The following is a 20,581-nucleotide window of genomic DNA, read 5'->3' on the forward strand; positions in this document are numbered from 1 at the left end:
CGCATGTTCGGGGGGCCGGTAAAAAAGGATAATGTTTCTCGTCCGGGACGCCAAGTGGACACCTGCAGCCGATCATGAGACAATAACGTTGTGCGTTTTGAACGGAAGCTGCCGGCGGCTCCCACGCGGAGACTGCCCGGCGGCGAGAAAGGGGACCAACAAAGAGAATGCTGGAGAAGGCGCGGGAGCTGCTGAAGCGCGTATACGGTTACGACACGTTCCGTCCGGGGCAGGAAGACATTATCGGCGGCATCCTGGACGGGAGCGACACGCTTGCGATTTTGCCGACCGGCGGCGGCAAATCGGTCTGCTATCAAATACCTGCGCTGACGCTGACGGGAACGACGCTTGTCATTTCGCCGCTTATTTCGCTGATGAAGGACCAAGTCGATTCGCTGCTGCGGCTAGGCGTTCCGGCCGCTTATTTGAACAGCTCGCTTGGCGCGGCGGAATACCGGGAGGTTCTCCGGGGTGCGATGGACGGGGAGTACAAGCTGCTGTACGTGGCGCCCGAGAGGCTCGATGCGCCGATGTTCGGCACATTGTCCGAGCGGATGCGCATTCCGCTCATCGCCATCGACGAGGCGCACTGCGTGTCGCAGTGGGGTCACGATTTCCGCCCAAGCTACCGCCAGCTTGCCGGCTGGATCGGCCGGATGGAGGATCGCCCGCTGGTGGCGGCGTTTACCGCGACGGCCACCCCTGAAGTGTCCCGCGACATTGCGGACATGCTTGCCCTCCGCCGGCCGCGGATTTATGTTACGGGCTTCGCCCGTCCGAATCTGTCGCTGTCGGTCGTGAGCGGCACGGACAAAAAAGCGTTTCTGAGCCGGTTTCTGACCGAGCGCGCCGACCAGTCCGGCATCATCTATGCCGCGACCCGCAAAGAAACCGAGGCGGTTCACGCCGAGCTGCTGCGCCGGGGCATTCCGGCAGGCAAATATCACGGCGGGCTCGGCGACGCGGAACGGGCCGAAGCGCAGGAGAAGTTCCGCTTTGACGACTACCGGGTCATGGTGGCCACCAATGCGTTCGGGATGGGCATCGACAAGCCGAACGTGCGCTTTGTGCTGCACTGGCAAGTTCCGGGCGACCTCGAATCGTATTACCAGGAAGCGGGGCGCGCGGGCCGCGACGGGGAAGAGAGCGAATGCATACTGCTGTTCGAGCCGCAGGACTTGCAGGTGCAGCGTTATTTGATCGAGCAGGGGACGGGCGATGATGACCGGAAGGCCGTGCAGCTGTCCAAACTGTACGCGATGATGAATTTCGGGAGGACGGAGAGATGCCTGCAGCAGTTCATCGTCGATTATTTCGGAGAAAAAGGGGTCGAGCCGTGCGGCAAATGCAGCAACTGCCTCGATAAGAGCGAACGCGTCGACCGGACGGCGGAAGCGCAAAAGGCGCTTAGCTGCGTCGGCCGGATGAAAGGGAAATTCGGCGTTACGACGGTAGCCAAAGTGCTGAAAGGCTCCCGCGACAAACGGGTGATCCAGTTCGGCCTTGACCGCCTCTCCACATACGGACTGCTGCGCAATTGGCCGGAGAAAGAAATTGCCGACTGGCTGTATTGGCTTGTGGCGGAAGGTTATTTAAAGATGAGCGAAGGAGCCTACCCGACCGTTTCGCTCACCGCCGCTGCGCTGCCGGTGCTGGAAGGAAAGACGAGCGTCGTCCGGCGCCAGCGGACGAGCGTCCGCCGCAGCGCGGGAGCGGCCGCTGTCCACGATACGCCGCTGTTCGAAGCGCTGCGGCAGTGGCGGAAGGAGACGGCGGCCGCAGAAGGCGTGCCGCCGTTCATGCTGTTCTTCGACGCGACGCTGCGCGAGCTGACCGATGCGAAGCCGCTGACCCAGGACGCGCTGCTGCGGGTCAAAGGAATCGGCGCCGCCAAAGCGGATAAATACGGTCCCGATCTGCTGCGCATCATCGCGGAGCATAGCAGTGGGGCCGGGCGCGGCGTAGGCGCGGAAGCGGAGCGCTTGGTAAGCGGCGCGGGAGCAGCGGCGGTAAAAGCAGAGGCATCGCGCCGCATAAGGCCGGATGCCGTCATTAGCGGCGGCGAACCCGGCGACAAGCAGGAGAGCTTTCTTATCTCTTACGCCCTTTTTTGCGAAGGCCGGACCGCTGAAGATATCGCGGCCGAGCGCGGACTGAGCAAAGTGACGGTCGAGGGCCATTTAATCCGCAGCGCGGGGGAAGGCCATCCGCTCGATTGGAGCCGGATCATTCCCGAAGAGCAGGAGCAGCCCATCCTCGAGGCCGTCCGGCGGCTGGGGGCGGACAAGCTGCGGCCGATCAAGGACGAGCTCCCGGAAGACGTAAGTTATTTTGCGATCCATGGCGTCATATGCAAATACGGGTTAAAGTGACATCCACACAGCCGATATGCTGAAAACGGTGTACAGCGACTTCCAAACAGCCATATAGCGAAACAGGTTAACGTGGTGTCCACACAGCCGATGTAGGCGGAAACGGGAGCATAGCGGCGCATAATGCCGGAAACAGGGGAAAAACGGCGTTATTCGCTTTGTATTTACAAGATTATCTAGTATACTAGTAGAACGACCCTGAATAACGTTACCATTATGGGTTGTTCTTGGATGCTAACGGAAGCAGTGGACGTTATTCAGCTCATTTTGTTCGATTAGAAAATCTAACGGAAGTATCGGACCTTATTTCTGTTTTTCGGTCTGCAAATATACTATTTTAAATAGAATAAGAGCTCTGAGTTCCGTTAGCTATCCAAATGGGCTCATAAATGCAAAATAAGAGCACTCAGTTCCGTTAGATCATCGGAAGGTAACGGTATTTTCGGAACGATCTACTAGTAACAAATTGCCGGAGCCTAGCATTCGAAGGTTTTTGCTTCGCAAAAACCAGGCTTAATCATACGAAGGTTTTCGCTTCGCAAAAACTAAGCATATGCTTACGAAGTGTATTTTCTTGGAAAAACCTGGGCATATGCTTACGAAGCGTATTTGCTTCGCAAAAACTGAAGGAGGATGACGATGTACAAAATGATGTTGTTTTTGCACGTGCTGGGAGCGGTCGGCATGGGATTTTATGTGGTGCTGCCGTTTTTGACGGCGCGGGCGTCCAAACTTGCGGGAGGCGGACAGGAAGGGCTTGCGGAAGGACTGCTGCTCGGCAACCGCATCGCGCAATATTTTCTGATCGTGCAGCTGCTCACGGGAGGCTATCTCATCTCGCAAGAAGAATACAGCGTGGCATGGATTGTCATCGTCCTCGTGCTGTTTCTTGCTATTGCGGCACTTTCGGGCATCTCGGGTAAGCCGCTGAAGCGGATCATATCCTCGCTCCGGTCGGGACAAAGCGCAAGCGCATCGATTGCCAGAGTACGTATGTTCAGCATTTTGATTCTCGTTATTTATATCGTCCTATTGTACTTGATGACATCTCCGATGATGAGATAACTTTGCTGTTGTCCAATAAGCAATGGGTGGAGCGTTGATAGTATTATGACGGAGCAACCGAATAAAGGCGCGCGCCGCCGCGACGGCATTATGAATGTGCTGAAGCAGCAGGGACGGATCACAATCGCCGAAATTGTGGACCGGTTCGGCTGTTCGGAAGCGACGGCAAGACGCGATCTTGAGCTGCTGGAGCGGACGGGGCCGCTGGTGCGCACGATCGGCGGCGCCATGTATGACGGAATGGGAACGGTGCGCGACAGCTCGTTCGCGGAACGGCAGGGCATTTCGCTCCTGGAAAAAGAACATATCGCGCAGGAAGCGGCCCGGCTTGTCGAGGAAGGCGACGTCATCGGGCTGTCGGGGGGGACAACCAACTATTTGATCGCCAAGTCGCTCAAGATGCGCAAAGGCATCACGGTCGTCACCAACGCCGTTAATATCGCGATGGAGCTCGCTGGCAGCGATATTCATGTCGTGGTGACCGGAGGCATGATGCGCCATAACAGCTTCGAGCTGTGCGGGCCGCTTGGAGCGGAAATGGTCGCTCACCTGAATATCGGCAAAATGTTCATCGGCGTGGACGGCATCTCGGCATCCGGCGGCATTACGACCTACTCGGAGCAGGAGGCGCAGATTGCCAAAGCGCTCATCGCGCGCTCGGAAGCGACGTTTGCCGTATTCGACGAAAGCAAGGTGGGAAAGACGTCGCTGTTCAGCATTGCCGCCTTGCCGGAGCTGCACGGCCTCATCACCGACCGGCCGCTGCAGGAAAGTTTGCGGGAGGAAGCGGAACGTCACGGAATTACCGTTTATGTAGCGGGCGGGGAGCGATAACGCCGTTATATATCATATTGAGAATGAAAAAGAACCTTCAGTTCCCGCTTTTACAGTGGGATTTGAAGGTTCTTTTGCGCTTGTTTCGGGATTGTCCGGTTTGGGGTTACCCTTCTGAGATATTCGGATTGGTATAAGTCGGCGAAAAGCGGTTCAGGCGGTGAACACGGGACGTCCTTCCACCCATGTCGTCCGGATTTCAAACGAGGCGTCCGTCCAAACGAGATCGGCCCACTTGCCCGTTGCAATTGTGCCTGTCCGGTTATCGATGCCGAGCAGCTTGGCCGGGTTGCCGCTGAGCAGACGGCTGATGGCGGGAACGGTCCAGCCGGTCGCCTGCTTGAATATTGTTAACGCATCGATCATCGTGAGCGAGCTGCCGGCAAGGCTGCCGCCCTCGGTGAGCCGGCAGACGCCGTCCTTCACGGTGACGGCTTGGCCGCCGAGCTCATATTGACCGTCGCCCATTCCTGCGGAAGACATCGCATCCGTTATGAGCACGAGCTTGTCCGCCGGTTTGGCGGCGGCAAGGATCCGCATCGCGGCGGGGTGGACGTGATGGCCGTCGGCAATGAGCTCGGCGCTGATCCGGCCGTCGCTCATAACTGCGCCTAACGTGCCGGGATTGCGGTGGTGCAGGCCGGTCATGGCGTTATACGTATGAACGGCGCTTCTTAGCCCGGCATCTGCAGCTGCGATAATTTGTTCATAGGTCGCATCCGTGTGGCCGCAGGCGGCGACTATGCCCTGTTCGGCGAGCCAGCCGATCAGTTCCGCAGCGCCCTCGGTCTCGGGCGCGAGCGTCAGCTGCTTGATGAGGCCGGGATGGTCCTCGTTCCACCTCTTCACCCACTCCACATTCGGAGGAACGACAAAAGCGGGATTTTGGGCGCCGATCCATTTTTTGCTAATAAACGGGCCTTCCAAATGGACGCCGCCAAGTCTGGCATACGGCATGCTGCCGCTTGTGTAGCTGTCTGCGGCAGCGAGCACGGCCTCGATCGCTTCCTTGGGGGCGGTCATGGACGTCGCCAGCATCGTCGTCGTTCCTTTTGAAGCGTGAAATTTGGTAATCGTATCGTAAGCATCGCGGCTTGCGTCCATAAAGTCAGCCCCGAAACCGCCGTGCACATGCATGTCGATGAAGCCCGGCAGCAGCCAGCCGCCTTCGCCGTCAATGACTTTCAGCTCTTCGCCGTTGTCGCCGTTCCCGGTGCGAAAAGCTTCTTCGCCGCTGCGGCCGGCCCCCGTTTCCGTAATCGAAACGATGATTCCGTCTTCCACAAGCACGCTGCCTGTAAGCAGCGTTTCTCCGGTTACGATGTTGACGTTGTCGATCCGCCACCGTCCGTTTGTTTCGTTCATGTTAATTCATCATCCTTCCCGCTTCGCGGTCCAGAAGTACGATCACGCGGGGATGAGTCTGCAGCAGGGAGGCGGGGCACTCGGTCGTAATCGGACCGGTCAGCGCCCGTTTGACGATAGCGGCCTTGTCCGCTCCGCGCACGACGAGCATAATGGCTCTTGCCTTCAAGATGGAACCGACGCCCATCGTGACCGCCTGCTTTGGCACTTCATCCAGGGAGGAGAAAAACCGCGCATTCGCTTCCCGCGTCGCTTCCTCCAAATTCACCACATGCGTTCCTCCGCTCAGCTCGGGTGCCGGTTCGTTAAAGCCGATATGTCCGTTATGGCCCAGTCCCAGCAGCTGAACGTCGATCCGCTGTTCTTCCAGCATCCGGTCGTACGCTTTGCAATCCGCTTCCAGATCAGCACTCCGTCCATTCGGCAAATGGGTCATCTGCTGCGGGATGTCGATATGGGAGAACAAATGATGATTCATATAATAAGCGTAGCTTTGTTCATCGTCTTTCGTCAATCCGACGTATTCGTCCAGGTTGAACGTGGTGACATCCCGGAAAGAGACGTTTTGTTCTTTCGAGAGTTTAATGAGCTTACCGTAAATGCCGATCGGCGTCGAGCCGGTTGCAAGTCCAAGCACGGCGTCCGGCTTCCGGGTAACCGTATCGATAAAATATTGCGCCGCAAAAGTGTCCAGCTGCGCATTGTCATCAAAAATATGAATCTCCATGAGCGTAAAACCTCCTCAAGTTTGGAAATGCAGCGAACCGGCCAACCCGCGGCCGCGTGCGCTTCCTTCGTTCCTGACTTCATTTTATGCCAATATTAAAGAAATGACAATTAAAATGATTAAAACAAACAATAAAATGATTGTAAAAATCATATCGCATTGATTTGAGTTGCCCCTGTCACGCGGCTGCGATATGATGGACAAAACGATGCAGAGTACGGGAGGTAAGCAGGTGGCTTCAACATCAAACGGAGGCGACTCCGGCGCGTTAACCTCGGCGCGAAAAGGCGAACATATCCGCATCTGTCTTGAAGAAGAGGTGCAGGGATCCGGGATCGAAACGGGGTTTGGCGAATACCGGTTTCGGCATAATGCGTTGCCGGAGCTCAATTTTGAACAGATTTCGCTGCAAGCGGAATTTCTCGGACGGCCGCTGCGCGCGCCGTTTCTGGTCAGCTCGATGACCGGCGGCACGAACGAAGCGGAGACCATCAACCGCAGCCTTGCGGAGGCGGCCCAGACGTGCGGCTGGGCGATCGGGCTTGGTTCGATGCGCGCCGCGGCGGAAAATCCGGCGCTGGCGTCGACATTCCGTATCCGCAAAGATGCGCCTAGCGTGCCGGTCATCGCCAATCTGGGGGCGGTTCAGCTGAATTACGGCTTCGGAGCCGATGAATGCTTGCGTCTGGTGGAGCTTGCGGAGGCCGATGCGCTCGTGCTTCATCTGAACAGCATGCAGGAAGTGTTTCAGCCGGAAGGCGACACGGATTTCAGCGGGCTGCTGAAGCGGATCGCGCAGCTTTGCCGCAGCATGCCCGTTCCGGTCGGCGTCAAGGAAGTCGGCTGGGGCATTACGGCGGAAACGGCGGAGCTTCTCGCCGGAGCGGGAGCCGCCTTTATCGACGTCGCCGGAGCCGGCGGAACGTCGTGGAGCCAAGTTGAGAAAAAGCGCGGCGGCGACGCTGTCAGGCGGCAGGCCGCAGACGCTTTTGCCGATTGGGGCGTTCCGACGGCGCAGTGCGTGCGCGAAGTGAGACAATGCTTGCCCGGGGTGCCTCTCATCGCCAGCGGCGGTCTGCAGAGCGGCGTCGACGCGGCGAAAGCGATCGCGCTTGGCGCCGATCTTGCCGGCTTCGGCAGGGCGCTGCTGCCGCGCGCCGTTCATGGATCCGCCGCATCCGAGGCGCTGATCGAGCAGTTCCGGCGAATCGAGTTTGAACTGCGGGCGGCCATGTTCGGGATCGGCGCAGCCGATCTGGGCGAGCTAAGGAATACGGACCGTTTGGTGCGTAAGCAATAGGATACGAGCCGCCGCGGTGTTCTTTTTTGTTGGAGCTTAAGGTGATCTCTTGTTGGATCGAAGCTCCTATGAACGAGGAGCTTCGGCTTAACGCGGCACTGGAAACACCGCACTGTGGGATGAGGGGGAAACATAAATGACGGAAACAAAAGCAACGCCTTGGTACGAGCAAAGCTTCGGGGCGGACTATATGGTCGTGTACAAGCACCGGAACTGGAAGCAGGCGGCTAAGGAAGTGGAGACGATGGCCGGATGGCTGGGCTTAAGCGAAGGAGCGCGGGTGCTCGATGTCGGCTGCGGCATGGGACGCCATTCGCTCGCGCTGGCCGGACTCGGTTACGGTGTAACGGGCATCGATTTGTCGGAAACGCTGCTGCAGGAGGCGCGCGCACATGACAGGGATGACCGGGTGCAGTGGGTGCAGGGAGATATGCGGAAGCTGCCGTTTGCGGACGGTCAGTTCCAGGCGACGGTCAATCTGTTCACTTCATTCGGATATTTCGAGGCTGAAGAAGACAACGTCAGGGTGATCCGCGAGCTGCGGCGCGTATTGAGCGAAGGCGGCGTTTTTTTGATCGATTACTTAAACCCCTCCTATGTTGAGCGCCATCTTGTGCCTCTGTCGGAGCGGACAGACGATGAGACCGGCTGGAAGATTACCGAGAGCCGGCGCATTGAAGACGGTTGGGTGAAAAAAGATATTACGGTCGCGAAGGAAGACGGGGAGCGGCGGTATGCGGAACGGGTGCGGTTATATCCGCTCTCCTGGTTCGAACGGCGGCTTGCGGATGCCGGCTTGACGCTGCGGCACGTATACGGCGGCTATGACGGCTCCGCTTACAGCGCAGCGGAATCCGCCCGCATGATTATGATCGGAATAGCGGACCGATGATGGGCAAGGATAGCGAATCCGAGCGGCTGTTTAACGGGTGGATCCGGGTAAAGGTGCCGCTTCCTTTTGCGCTTAAATGGGTGAACAGCTACCTTATTCCGGAGCCGGATCATGCTGCTTATACGCTGATCGACCCGGGTCTGCATACCGAAGAGGCGCTGCGCGCGTGGGAGAGGGCGCTATTTCGCCACGGAATCGGTCTATCGGATATCCGGCGCATTGTGCTTACCCATTCCCATCCCGATCATTACGGGCTTGCAGGCTGGTTCCAGGAACGAACCGGCGCGCCCGTGCTGCTGACGCGCGAGGCTCACCGGTTCGCGCAGCGGCTATGGGAAGGCGAGCGCGTTTCCGCATCGGCGCTGACGGAGCTGTTCCGGCGGCACGGTTTGCCGGACGAACTGGCTGAGCAAATGGGACCGCATCAGCAAAATTTCGTCGCCCAAGTGAGTCCGGGGCCGAATCCCGTTTATATTGAGCCCGGGGACAAGCTTGAGATGGGCGGCGGGCTGTGGCAGCTCATCGCGGCTCCCGGCCATGCCAGCGGCGGGCTGTGCCTGTATGAGCCGGACAGACGCTGGATGATCTGCGGCGACCAGGTGCTGCCGCGCATTACGCCAAACATCAGTCTCCATCCCGGCGAAGACCCGGATCCGCTCGCATCCTTTATGGACAGTATGGAGCAGCTCTCGCGCTTTCATGTGGAGATTGCTTTCCCCGGACACCGCGACCCTTTCGCAGGTTTTGCGGCCAGAGCGGCAGAGCTGCATGCCCACCATGTGCGGCGTCTTAACGAGATGGAGCTGCTGCTGGAAACCGAAACGGATGCGTTCGGCGTCTGCGAAGCGAGCTTCGGCGCCCGCTTGCACGGCAATATTCACAACCTGCGGTTCGCTATGGCGGAGACGCTAGCCCATCTCGTGCATCTGGTGCGCACGGGCAGGGCGGAGGAAGCGGCGGTAGGCGGTCGGATAACGTTTCGCCGTGCGAAGGGAAGACGAACAAACGGCTGCTGACGCTTCCCGGCCCTCGCTTACATGCGCGATGCTTTGAACAAAAAAACGAAGGAAGGCTCGCGCCTATCCTTCGTTTTTTTTGTTCCCAAGCCGCGCCAGTTCCTCGCGCTGCTCCTGCTTCCGGTGTGCGAACCGGCTCGCCGCGGAAGCGGCGATCGCGCCGACAATATCATCGAGAAACGTATGAATTTCGCCGTCGGTCCGATCGTTCAACTTAACGAGAACGCCCGGCTTAACTTTATCTACGTAGCCGAAGTTGGTGAAACCGATGCTGCCGTAAACATTTACGATGGACAACGCCAATATTTCGTCACAGCCGTACAAGCCTTCGTCGTTGGCGATCATGTCCTGCAGCGGCGGCAGCAGCTTGCCCTCCTCGGCAAGCATGTCCAATTGAATGCCGGTCAGGATGGCATTTTGCACCTCGCGCTTGTTCATGACGGCCGCGACGCTTTCTTCGCATTCCTCCATCGTCATATCCGGAAAATAATCTTTCTGGAGAAATAAAACGAGTTCTGCGATCTGCGTTCGTGTGACGCCGCGCTGGGCCAGCCATTTATCCGTTGCCTCGGCTACTTTGCGGCTGTCTAATGCGTATGCGCCCGGATCGGACATGGCGGTACCTCCTGCTTGTTTTTTTTTGTGGACGGATCGGGTCTAAAAGAAATGTGAGCCCGTATACATAGTACTACAAAAGGGCCAGTACCACCAAGCCGCCACGGCTTAGACGAAGGGGAGGAAACGAATGACGATTCGGTATCATTGGATCCGCAAAGCGGCTCTGGCAGGGGCTTTGACGCTGCCGCTCGCGACTGCAGGCTGCGGCTTTTTCTCAAAGGAGACGAGCCAGAACATTGATCCGCCCCCGGCGGAAGCGCAGAGCGGCACGCAGACGACAAATGCCGGAGCGGCCGCCGCGTCCGCGGACGGGCAAGGCGCTCAAAGTTCGATGACGGTCTATTTGAAGGACGGCAACGGCTATTTGGCGCCGGTGTCGCTGCAAACCGCGGAAGGTACCGGCATCAGTCCGGGGCAAAGAGCGCTTGAGCTTATGGTCGACGATGGACCGCACGCCTCCGGGCTCCCGCAAGGATTTACGGCGGTGCTGCCGAAGGGAACGACGGTCAAGTCGCTGCATGTGGACAAAAACAAGCTGGCCGTCGTCGAGTTTTCCAAGTCGTTTACGGATTACAATCCGCAGGATGAGAGGAGCATCGTCGAAGCGGTGACCTGGACGCTGACGGGGATAAGCGGCATCCAGAAGGTGGAGTTATGGTGCGAGGGCGAAAAGCTGAGCGAAATGCCGGTGGACGGCTTCCCGCTCGATCAGCCGCTTACAAGGGCGGTCGGCATCAACCTGGAACAGCAGCAAGGGACGGCATCCCGTTCGACTCCGGTCACCCTTTACTTTTCCGCTCAAACGGAAGCGGGCGACTCCTATTACGTTCCGGTAACGCGCCTCGTTCCGCGCTCCGGCGACAGCATGCTGAAGACGGCGATGACGCAGCTGATTGCCGGTCCGCTCGATTCGAGCGCCCTGACGGGTGTCATGCTTCCCGACGTCGGCGTGAAGGACATTTCCGCCAGCGGCGATACCGTAACGGTGGACTTGCAAGATGCGCAATATAAAAAAGGGGAGAAAGTGCCGTCGGAGATGCTGCAGGCGGTCGTGCTTTCCCTTACGGAAACGAGCGGCGCGTCCAAGGTGCAAATCAAGCTTAACGGCTCCTCCGACTACAAGGACGACAATAACGCGTCGTACAGCGCCCCTGTCAGCCGTCCCGAGCATCTGAACGCATTCAAATCGTAACGGCACGAACAGAAGAGGAAGAGCAGCCTGTCCCCGGACGGGCTGCTTTTTTTAAAATATAAGAAAAGATTTCACCGCGAAACGTATGGTCGACTATTAAGGCGGCGTCAGCCGTTTCTGCTTGGTTAGACCGGAAAAGCACCTCGCCATCATGCGCCGCCTGTCATCCTTTTGGCAGGGCAGAGTGAAACGGATAAGCATAAAATCGGGTAATGGGACATACATTGGTTATGATCCGTTTTGGCAGGATAAGTGTGAAAGCGCAAAAGATGCTTTTCGCGTAGGTCTTTGGTAGAATGGGAAGGATTAGCATCATAATGAGGGTTGGGAGGACACACATGAGAACAGACCGCCGGGAAGCCGGTCAGACAAGACCGGTGACAATTACGACAGGCGTTAACAAATACGCGGAAGGCTCCGTGCTGATTGAAGTCGGAGATACGAAAGTGATGTGCACCGCTTCGGTGGAGGAGCGCGTTCCTCCGTTTATGAAAGGTCAAGGCAAAGGCTGGGTAACGGCCGAATACTCGATGCTGCCGCGGGCGACCCAGACGCGCAACCAGCGCGAATCGGCACGAGGCAAGCAGAACGGGCGCACGATGGAAATCCAGCGGCTGATCGGACGGGCACTGCGCTCGGTTGTCGATCTGCATGCGCTCGGCGAGCGTACGATTACGCTCGACTGCGACGTTATCCAGGCTGACGGAGGCACCCGCACGACTTCGATTACGGGCGGGTTCGTAGCGCTGGCGCTCGCGGTACATAAGCTGTCCAAGACGGCCAATTTCACAAAATATCCGATCCGCGATTATATGGCATCGGTGAGCGTCGGCGTTGTCGGCGAAAGGGCTGTGCTCGATTTGAACTACGAAGAGGATTCCAAGGCGAAGGTTGATATGAACGTTGTCATGACCGGCGCAGGCAAGTTTGTCGAAGTTCAGGGAACGGGCGAAGAATCGCCGTTTTCGCGGGCCGAGCTCGATGAGCTGCTTGGCCTTGCAGAGTCGGGAATCGCCGGACTGGTCACCAAGCAAAAGGACGTACTGGGCGAGGCCGGTTCGCGCATCGGAACGGCAACCGTATGATGGCCGGCGGAAGCGTTATTGTCGTCGCGACGGGCAACGCCGGTAAAGTGCGCGAATTCGCCCATGCCTTTGCCGCATACGGCAAAGAGGTAGCAAGCATCCGCGATTATTCGGGCATTCCCGATATTGTGGAGGACGGCGATACGTTTGCCGCGAATGCGCGCATTAAGGCGAAAACGGTAGGCGATGCGCTCGGACTGCCTGCGCTGGCCGACGATTCCGGGCTGTGCGTGGACGCGCTTGGCGGCGCTCCGGGCGTCTATTCCGCCCGGTATGCGGGCGAGGGGGCTGCCGATGCGGACAATAACGCCAAGCTGCTGCGCGAACTTAAGAAGGCTGCGGAGGCGGGAGGGATCGTGCCGGAGGCGGCTGACGGACTGCCAAGCGGCGTACGCGCGCTCAGCACCGCCCGGTTCGTATGCGCGCTTGCCTTTTATGATCCCCGGTCGGGCGCATTTACGGAAAGCGAAGGAACCGTCTCGGGGCTTATTATCGACCGGCCGCTGGGCGAGGGAGGCTTCGGCTACGACCCGCTCTTTTGGCTGCCGGAATCCGGCCTCACGACAGCGCAGCTGTCCACTGCGGACAAGCAGCGCATCAGCCATCGCGGCCGCGCGCTGGCGCTGCTGCTTAAGAAGCTTGGTTCGCTGTAGCGGCGCATGCGGCCTGACCGACAAAGTTACTTAAGCTGTGACTGAAGAAGTGCTGATCCGTCGCGCGTGTTAGGAATTGTTCCGTGCCAGTAAGCGGTCGGTTTCCCGGCCGTCAATCGGGCTGATCGCATTAAATCTGTGCAGGCGCACAGGTTGATGCCGTCCGATAAAAGTCCCGCAGCAAGACGCCTCGCCGGCCTCCAGCTGCGGGACTTTTTAGCGTAATCGGCTTTTTTCGGATTTATGCCTGGTCGTTCAACCGCATCGAATCGGCCATTACGCTTCAATACCGTAAGGAATGTTGTCGGGATAGCGTGCCCATGGGGCTATGAACACAAAAGCCCCGGTTCTGATGACTGGAGCTTGAAATCGCGTTAACGGATCGAAATGTTGTATTTCCGCAGCCAGAGGTTCATCTGATACAGGTAGGCGAACAGCTGCGGCCCGCCCATCAGCTGGCTGAACCAGGGGGTATGCGAACCGGCCGCGTCGGATTCTGCAAATTCGCGGACTTTTTTAACATTAATCAGGGGCAGCAGCGGCGAGGAAGAGTCGTCAAGCACCTCGAGCAGCATGCCCCGGACAGCGTTCAAGTAGTTTGGATTGTGGGTTTTCGGATATGGACTTTTTTTGCGCGTCAGGACGTCTTCCGGCAGAACGCCGCGCAGCGCCCGCCGCAAAATGCCTTTTTCCCGGTCGCCCGCCGTCTTGATTTCCCAAGGAATGTTAAACACATATTCGACCAGTCGGTGATCGCAGTACGGCACCCGCACTTCCAGCCCGGCGGCCATGCTCATCCGGTCTTTGCGGTCGAGCAGCGTCGGCATAAAGCGGGTGATGTTCAAATAGGACATCGTCCGCATTTTCCGCTGCTGTTCGTTTTCACCCGCCAAATGCGGCACCTCCGCGACCGCTTCGCTGTACCGGTCCTTAATATACTCCAGCGGTTTTGCCCATTCCGCCGCCTCCGGGGATAATAGCTCCGCCCGCATCCCGGAGGCGAGCGACCACGGGAATGTGCCGGCGCTCAGCGCTTCTTCGCGATGGAACCACGGGTAACCGCCGAACAATTCATCCGCCGCCTCGCCGGATATGGCAACGGTAGCGCCCTTCTTTATTTCACGGCAGAACAGCAGCAGCGAGCTGTCCACGTCCGCCATGCCCGGCATATCCCGCGCCCAGAGGGCATCGTCCAGTGCTTTCACAAGCTCGGGTGTATCGAATTGCACCGCATGATGCTCGGTTTGCAAATACGATACCATGCGCTCGATCCAGATCCCGTCCGAGTTCGGCTGGAAGGCGTGAGCTTTGAAATGCTTATCGTTGTCGACGTAATCGACGGAATAGGTATGAACGCTGCCTTGGCCGTTCCGGTTATAGTACTTGACGGCCAGCGAAGTGAGCGCGCTGGAGTCGAGCCCTCCCGACAGCAGCGTGCATACCGGCACGTCGGAGGCAAGCTGGCGCTCGAGCGTATCCTGCAGCAGCTCGCCGATATGGAGGGCGGTTGCGTCGACATCGCCCTCATGCTCCCAGCTTTGCAGCTCCCAATACGTCGAGATGCGCACGCCCGCGCGGCTCACCGTCATGCACTTGCCGGGCTTAAGCTCCGACAGCTCTTCGTAGACGCCGACGCCCGGCGTACGTGCGGGCCCGACAATGAACAGCTCCGCGATGCCCACCGCGCCGACAACCGGCTTGAAGGCGGGATGCGCCAAAATCGCCTTCGGTTCGGAACCGAACAGGAACAGCCCGCCGGTACGGCTGAAGAACAGCGGCTTGACGCCGAGCCGGTCGCGGGCCAGAAACAGCTCCTGCTCCTTCGTATCCCAGATCGCGAAGGCGAAGATGCCGTTAAATTTTTCGACACACGATTTGCCCCATTCCATATAGGAGACCAGCAGCACTTCCGTATCGCAGGTAGTCGTAAACACCCTTCCGCGCGTCTCCAATTCCCGCTTCAGCTCCGGCGCGTTGTACAGCTCCCCGTTGTAAACGATGATATAGGAAGCGTCTTCCTCTTTCCGGATCATCGGCTGTGCTCCGTTTTCCGGATCCATTACCGACAGCCGGCGATGACCGAGCGCGCAGTGGGATGAAATCCAGGTTCCGCCTGCGTCCGGCCCGCGAAGCGCGAGTGTACACGTCATTCCTTCCAGTATTTCGCTCTGTTCCGTCAGGTCGCGTGTCCAGTCGATCCATCCGGTGAATCCACACATTGATTCTCAGTCCTCTCATGATTGCTGGGCTAAATTCGCGTATTAAAATAGATATGCTGAAAAAAGGGATAAGATGTCTGTCCAATGGGCGAAACTAACGGGACAGGTGACGCTTCCAGGAAAGAGTTGTGGAGGAATGTCGAAAGAGGCGTTCGCCTGCCGAAACCGTCCGCAGTTTCAAGAAGCTGCCCGGCTTTCGGAAGCACGAGATGACCACAGGACTTTAGTGGAGGGAAAAAGCAAGAAAGGGGAAGTGAGCGATGAATGTCATAGAAGCGCACGTACGACGCTCCGTCGAACGGGACGGGGCCACATGCGGGGAGGTGGAGGTGCATACCGATGACCCTCAGTGCGAGAATGTACTCGCTTATTTTTCAAATTCGGGAGACAATGAATTCGACCTCGTGTCTATCGTGAGGAACGATGCGGATTTTCTTACGGACTGGTTCGATAACAGCATGCACACCGCCTTTGAGGAAATTTCGATGCAATGGTTTGAAAATCGAAACACAAAGACGGATTGGGGCCGCAGGGAAACGTTTAAGCTGCAAGTGCTGGAAAGCGGACAGGTCCGGGAGTATTTGCACCGGTTGTTGGGTTAATTCTGCTGCGAAAATAAAAAAGGAGGGCGGTCGCCCTCCTTACGTTAATCTTGTTATATCAGCTGCTCTTTTCCTAACATAGCGCCGCACCATGTGCGGAAAATATCCAAGGCCGCTCCGCTGTCCAGCAGCGATTTGCACGTGTAGACGCCTTCTTCGACGGAACCGACGCGTCCCGCCAAATGAAGCCGGACCGCTCCGCAAAGCATAACCTGGTTCGTAAACGCCATGTGCGCTTCGCCGCGAAGCACCTCTTCGGTGACGCGAAGCTGATCGGCTGCCGTCCATCCGTTTTCCTTCTCGGGCAGCGGTGTTTCCAGTCCATATTCGTCGGGGTTCACCACATGCAGGCGCGGCTCACCGCCGTCGACGATGTAGGTCCGGGTCGCACGGTCGATAAACATATCCTCGGATCCTTCGGGCCCCTGGACGATTAACGCTTTCTCGTATTGCAGATTTTGGATCAGCTTGGACATTCTCTCAAACACGGTGTTATGGTAGACGCCATATACAATATAGGGCGATCCCGAGTAATTCACCAGTTTCTCCGCCGAATTCAGCACCGTGCGCATGCCGAGCTCTTCGCGAATCGAACGCAGCTCCTTCAGCGGCGGACACCACATCTCGGCAGGGACAAACAAAACTCCGGTCGCTTCCGCAACGCGGATGAGGGCGTCCTTTTGCATCCGCTGCGCGTCAATGCCCATTTCCAGCAGCAGATCGAGAAGCGTCGTTCCCCATTTCGGAGGAAGGGAAGGGGCCGAGTGCAGGGTTACGGGCAGTCCGGCCGCGGCGAGCACGAAGGCGGTCGGGAAAGTCGCCATAAACGATTTTTTGCGTCCGTCGTAAGGGCCCGCGCAGTCAATGCCTTTCCGAACCGGCGCGCGTTCCGCATGTTTGCGGAGCACCGTTACAAACGCCTCCAACTCCTCGACGCTTTCCATCTTAATGCGCTCAGCGATGAAAAAAGCTCCGATCTGGGCCGGAGTGGCTTTACGGGTCATAATCCATTCGGCCGCCTGCAGCGATTCTTCCATGCTCAAATCGCGGGCGCCCCTCTTGCCGCGAGCGACTTCCTTCAGCAAGTTAATCATGTTGTTTCTTGCCTCCTTTATTTCGATTCCTTCAGGAGCTGGTATACTTTAACGATTGAGGTAGCCACATCGACGATCCGCTTCCGTTCGTTCATTGCCTGTTTGCGCAGAAAATCGTAGGCTTCCGCTTCGGAAATATTTTTCATCTTGGACAATATGCCTTTTGCCATGTCAATCCACTTGCGGTCTTCTAGCTGCGCCATCATCTGGGCGCGCTCGCTTTGCCATTGCTTCCGTTCAAAGTACTGTCTGGAGCTGAAATGAAGCGCCCAGTGCAGCTCCTGTTCGCTCATCGAAGGTGTGAGGATGCCGTCAACGGTGACGTTTTCCTCGCATGCCTCCAACGATTCCGAAGCAGAAGACGCGCTGCACCACCAGATCAGCGGCAGCGATCTGGTCCACAGAAGTTCTTTCCCCCATCCTTTGAGCTCTCCCACCGGCAGATCCAACACCGCTGCGTCCGCTTTGTTTACCATCACTTTAGCCCTCTCGAGCGTCGAAGCGGTGCAAACGAAATAGCCGTACTCCTGCAGGATAACTTTAGGCGAAGACGTTGGTTGATCGGAATATTCCGGGGACGATCGTGCCGTCTCGGTTTGAATCACAATCAAAGAACGCATGCAGAGCGATTCCTCCTTGTCCGAATGAACCCTAGCGTCATTATACTGCCATATATATATCATACCTGTTAACCAAATGTCGATATTAAGTTTTTTCAAATTATAAGAAAGTATGCAGTTTTCTCGCCTTCTTCCTTATATTTCAATGCGAAATATCACAGCAAGGATTTTTTATCTGTCCGCTGGACGGAGTCACCCGTGTCTGCTTTTGTAAAGATTTCTTTTTTTATGTCAACTATATTTGTGTCAACTATATTGACACCAGGCTCGCCGGCATAGTATATTGTCTTTACAAAACAAATGAATAAGGATCAATCGGATACAATGGCGTATCTGGAATCATTGGCAACGAAGCCTATTTTCGCTACTGCATGGGAAACGTGTAATCTTTTCTCCCGTTCAGAGCGAAAATAGGCTTTTTCTGGTCGCAGGTTTATCTGGTCGGTTGTACTTTTTCGGTTTCCTGTTGATAGAGAGAGGAGAGATTCGATGAAAACGACAAAAAAATTAGTGATGATCGGCAACGGTATGGCGGGGGTACGGGCAATCGAACATCTGATCAAGCTCGCTCCCGATTCTTATGAAATTACGATTTTCGGTGCGGAGCCGCATCCTAACTATAACCGGATCATGCTTTCCACCGTTCTGGCGGGCGGATCGAGCATGGATGAAATCATCATTAACGATCTGCAGTGGTACGAGGATAACCGGATCCGTCTCTATACCGGCGAGCCGGTTGTGAAGATCGATTCGGCAAACCGCAAGGTTATCTCCCGCTCCGGCATCGAAGCGGAATACGATAAAGTAATCATCGCGACGGGCTCCAAGGCGTTCATCCTGCCGATTCCGGGCGCCGACAAGGAAGGGGTCATCGGCTTCCGCGACATCGCGGACTGCGAAACGATGATGGATGCGTCCAAAACGTACCGCAAAGCGGCCGTAATCGGCGGCGGTTTGCTCGGTCTTGAAGCGGCGCGGGGCCTGCTTAACCTTGGCATGGATGTCACGGTCATCCATATCAACGGTCACCTGATGGACCGCCAGCTGGACGAACCGTCGGGCAGAATGCTCCAGCGGGAACTGGAAGCGCAGGGCATGAAGTTTCTGCTGAAAAAGCAGACACTCGAAATTACCGGGAAGAAACGCGCGCAAGGCCTGAAATTTGCGGACGGCACCTCACTTGAAGCCGACCTGGTCGTCATGGCCGTCGGAATCCGGCCGAACGTGGAAGTGGCAGGCGCTTCGGGCATCGACGTCAACCGCGGCATCGTCGTGAGCGACTGGATGGAAACGAACGTGCCGGACGTCTATGCCGTCGGCGAATGCGTCGAGCACCGGGGAATCGGCTACGGGCTCGTTGCGCCGCTGTACGAGCAGGGAGCGGTGCTGGCGAAGCGTCTTGCCGGTATTGAAACGGACGGGTATACAGGCTCCGTCACGTCCACGAAACTGAAGGTTTCCGGCGTCGACGTCTTCTCCGCGGGCGAATTCAAAGATTCGCCGGACAGCCGTTCCTTGAAGATCCAGGACGAAGTGGGCGGCGTGTACAAGAAGCTCGTCATCCGTGACAACAAGCTGGCCGGTGCGGTATTGTTCGGCGACACCGCCGACGGCGCGTCGCTGTTCTCGCTCATCAAGAGCGGAGAATCGATTGCGGGACGCGAAAAAGAGCTGCTGCTCGGCATTCCGTCCGAGCTGATGGGCCAGTCCAAGGGAGCGAAGTTCGAGTCGATGCCGGATGATGAGATCGTCTGCGGCTGTAACGGGGTCAGCAAAGCCGCGATCGGCGAAGCGATTACCGCGAAAGGCTGCACGTCGGTAGCCGACATCAAGGCCTGCACGAAGGCGTCTGCATCCTGCGGCGGCTGTAAGCCGCTCGTGGAAGGTTTGCTTCACTTCTACGCCGGCGATGCTGCGACCGAGTCGAAGGAAGGCATTTGCGGCTGCACAAGCCTGAGCCGCGAGGAAGTTATCGACGAGATCAAGCGCATGCGCCTGATGACCGTCAAGGAAGTCATGAACGTGCTGGAATGGCGGGAGAGCGAAGGCTGCTCTAAATGCCGCCCGGCGCTGAACTACTACCTCGGCATGCTTTGGCCGGAGGAGTACGTGGACGAGAAAGAGTCCCGGATCACGAATGAGCGGTACCACGCCAACATCCAGAAGGACGGCACGTACTCCGTCGTTCCCCGTATTTACGGCGGCGTCACGTCGCCTGCGGATCTGAAGAAAATCGCCACGGTGGCGGAAAAATATAATGTTCCATTAGTCAAGTTTACGGGCGGACAGCGGATCGACCTGCTCGGGGTGAAGAAAGAGGACTTGCCGGGAATGTGGGAAGACCTCGATATGCCGTCCGGTCATGCTTACGGAAAGACGCTGCGTACGGTCAAAACGTGCGTCGGCAACACGTTCTGCCGGTTCGGCACGCAGGATGCAATGGGTATGGGCATCAAGCTGGAAAAAGCGTTTGAGCGGCTGAACACGCCGGCTAAAGTGAAGCTGGCCGTCTCCGGATGTCCCCGTAACTGTGCGGAAGCAACGATCAAAGATTTCGGCGTCGTCGCGATCGACGGCGGCTGGGAGCTGCATGTCGGCGGCAACGGCGGCATTCACGTCCGAGCGACCGATTTGCTGTGCACGGTCAAAACGGATGATGAAGTTATAGAGTGGGCCAGCGCTTACTTGCAATATTACAGGGAGAATGCGCGGTGGAACGAGCGGACGTCGAACTGGATCGAGCGGGTCGGACTGGATTCGGTGAAAGAGGCGCTCGCGAAGAAGGAAGACCGTGAAGCGCTTGTGGAGCGGATCGAGAAGACGCTCAGCCTTACAACGGATCCGTGGAAAGAAATTATTGAAAACCGTGAACTTCGCAAAAATTTCGAACCGCTGGCAGACGTACAGACGGTAAAGCAATAGGAGGA

General features: G+C 57.4%; 17 protein-coding genes. 11 read left to right on the forward strand and 6 right to left on the reverse strand.

The window, feature by feature from the left end; all coding sequences use genetic code 11:
• Nucleotides 1-167: 167 nt before the first annotated feature.
• The 3 genes from recQ to VN24_RS17375 all read left to right on the forward strand — a co-directional run bounded on the left by recQ (nt 168) and on the right by VN24_RS17375 (nt 4,271).
• Nucleotides 168-2,372: a DNA helicase RecQ gene (gene recQ, locus VN24_RS17365; protein WP_045671429.1), complete on the forward strand. Its 2,205-nt coding sequence runs from the start codon at nt 168-170 to the stop codon at nt 2,370-2,372.
• A gap of 639 nt (nt 2,373-3,011) precedes the next feature.
• Nucleotides 3,012-3,437 carry a hypothetical protein gene (locus VN24_RS17370; RefSeq protein WP_045671430.1) on the forward strand — a complete coding sequence of 142 codons (426 nt, stop codon included), beginning with the start codon at nt 3,012-3,014 and terminating at the stop codon, nt 3,435-3,437.
• A 45-nt stretch (nt 3,438-3,482) separates the two neighbouring features.
• A complete protein-coding gene (locus tag VN24_RS17375; RefSeq protein WP_045671431.1) occupies nt 3,483-4,271 on the forward strand; it encodes a DeoR/GlpR family DNA-binding transcription regulator in 789 nt (262 codons plus the stop codon).
• Nucleotides 4,272-4,424: 153 nt separating this feature from the next.
• Here the strand turns inward: VN24_RS17375 and nagA are convergent, their stop codons facing one another.
• Together nagA and nagB are read right to left on the reverse strand one after the other, a co-directional pair.
• Nucleotides 4,425-5,636, reverse strand: coding sequence for an N-acetylglucosamine-6-phosphate deacetylase (gene nagA / locus VN24_RS17380; RefSeq protein ID WP_045671432.1), 1,212 nt, complete (start codon nt 5,634-5,636; stop codon nt 4,425-4,427).
• A 1-nt stretch (nt 5,637) separates the two neighbouring features.
• Entirely contained in the window at nt 5,638-6,363 is a 726-nt protein-coding gene (nagB, locus tag VN24_RS17385; RefSeq protein WP_045671433.1) for a glucosamine-6-phosphate deaminase, read from the reverse strand.
• A gap of 196 nt (nt 6,364-6,559) precedes the next feature.
• On the opposite strand from nagB, the gene fni reads away from it, so the two are divergent.
• The 3 genes from fni (at nt 6,560) to VN24_RS17400 (ending at nt 9,571) form a co-directional block, all read left to right on the forward strand.
• Nucleotides 6,560-7,663 carry a type 2 isopentenyl-diphosphate Delta-isomerase gene (gene fni, locus VN24_RS17390; protein ID WP_082084237.1) on the forward strand — a complete coding sequence of 368 codons (1,104 nt, stop codon included), beginning with the start codon at nt 6,560-6,562 and terminating at the stop codon, nt 7,661-7,663.
• Between the two features lie 136 nt (nt 7,664-7,799).
• Nucleotides 7,800-8,555 (forward strand): class I SAM-dependent methyltransferase, encoded by a 756-nt coding sequence (locus tag VN24_RS17395; RefSeq protein WP_045671434.1) that lies wholly within the window; start codon nt 7,800-7,802, stop codon nt 8,553-8,555.
• Nucleotides 8,552-9,571: an MBL fold metallo-hydrolase gene (locus VN24_RS17400; RefSeq protein ID WP_238590719.1), complete on the forward strand. Its 1,020-nt coding sequence runs from the start codon at nt 8,552-8,554 to the stop codon at nt 9,569-9,571. The genes VN24_RS17395 and VN24_RS17400 overlap by 4 nt, the downstream gene beginning before the upstream one ends.
• A gap of 63 nt (nt 9,572-9,634) precedes the next feature.
• Here VN24_RS17400 and VN24_RS17405 read toward each other — a convergent pair whose 3' ends face one another.
• Entirely contained in the window at nt 9,635-10,186 is a 552-nt protein-coding gene (locus tag VN24_RS17405; RefSeq protein ID WP_045671435.1) for a phosphatidylglycerophosphatase A family protein, read from the reverse strand.
• Nucleotides 10,187-10,316: 130 nt separating this feature from the next.
• Between VN24_RS17405 and VN24_RS17410 the strand changes: the two genes are divergently transcribed.
• The 3 genes from VN24_RS17410 to VN24_RS17420 all read left to right on the forward strand — a co-directional run bounded on the left by VN24_RS17410 (nt 10,317) and on the right by VN24_RS17420 (nt 13,119).
• Nucleotides 10,317-11,381: a GerMN domain-containing protein gene (locus VN24_RS17410; RefSeq protein WP_045671436.1), complete on the forward strand. Its 1,065-nt coding sequence runs from the start codon at nt 10,317-10,319 to the stop codon at nt 11,379-11,381.
• 338 nt (nt 11,382-11,719) lie between these two features.
• A complete protein-coding gene (rph, locus tag VN24_RS17415) occupies nt 11,720-12,466 on the forward strand; it encodes a ribonuclease PH (protein ID WP_045671437.1) in 747 nt (248 codons plus the stop codon).
• On the forward strand, nt 12,463-13,119 hold the full coding sequence (locus tag VN24_RS17420) for a non-canonical purine NTP pyrophosphatase (protein ID WP_045671438.1): 657 nt from the start codon (nt 12,463-12,465) through the stop codon (nt 13,117-13,119). Before rph ends, VN24_RS17420 begins: the two co-directional genes overlap by 4 nt.
• A 374-nt stretch (nt 13,120-13,493) precedes the next feature.
• On the opposite strand, the gene asnB is transcribed toward VN24_RS17420, so the two are convergent.
• The gene (gene asnB / locus VN24_RS17425; RefSeq protein ID WP_045671439.1) at nt 13,494-15,338 is read right to left on the reverse strand and encodes an asparagine synthase (glutamine-hydrolyzing); all 1,845 of its coding nucleotides are present in this window, start codon (nt 15,336-15,338) and stop codon (nt 13,494-13,496) included.
• A gap of 260 nt (nt 15,339-15,598) precedes the next feature.
• Here asnB and VN24_RS17430 point away from each other — a divergent pair, with 260 nt between their 5' ends.
• Nucleotides 15,599-15,940 carry a hypothetical protein gene (locus VN24_RS17430; protein WP_045671440.1) on the forward strand — a complete coding sequence of 114 codons (342 nt, stop codon included), beginning with the start codon at nt 15,599-15,601 and terminating at the stop codon, nt 15,938-15,940.
• A gap of 53 nt (nt 15,941-15,993) precedes the next feature.
• Here VN24_RS17430 and VN24_RS17435 read toward each other — a convergent pair whose 3' ends face one another.
• Both VN24_RS17435 and VN24_RS17440 read right to left on the reverse strand, forming a co-directional pair.
• Nucleotides 15,994-17,034 carry an anthranilate phosphoribosyltransferase gene (locus VN24_RS17435; RefSeq protein WP_045671441.1) on the reverse strand — a complete coding sequence of 347 codons (1,041 nt, stop codon included), beginning with the start codon at nt 17,032-17,034 and terminating at the stop codon, nt 15,994-15,996.
• A 17-nt stretch (nt 17,035-17,051) separates the two neighbouring features.
• On the reverse strand, nt 17,052-17,654 hold the full coding sequence (locus VN24_RS17440) for an ANTAR domain-containing response regulator (RefSeq protein WP_045671442.1): 603 nt from the start codon (nt 17,652-17,654) through the stop codon (nt 17,052-17,054).
• A gap of 489 nt (nt 17,655-18,143) precedes the next feature.
• Here VN24_RS17440 and nirB point away from each other — a divergent pair, with 489 nt between their 5' ends.
• Nucleotides 18,144-20,576 (forward strand): nitrite reductase large subunit NirB, encoded by a 2,433-nt coding sequence (gene nirB / locus VN24_RS17445; RefSeq protein ID WP_045671443.1) that lies wholly within the window; start codon nt 18,144-18,146, stop codon nt 20,574-20,576.
• Nucleotides 20,577-20,581 lie beyond the last annotated feature (5 nt).

The organism is Paenibacillus beijingensis, from assembly GCF_000961095.1.
Classification (GTDB): Bacteria; Bacillota; Bacilli; order Paenibacillales; family Paenibacillaceae; genus Paenibacillus_O; species Paenibacillus_O beijingensis.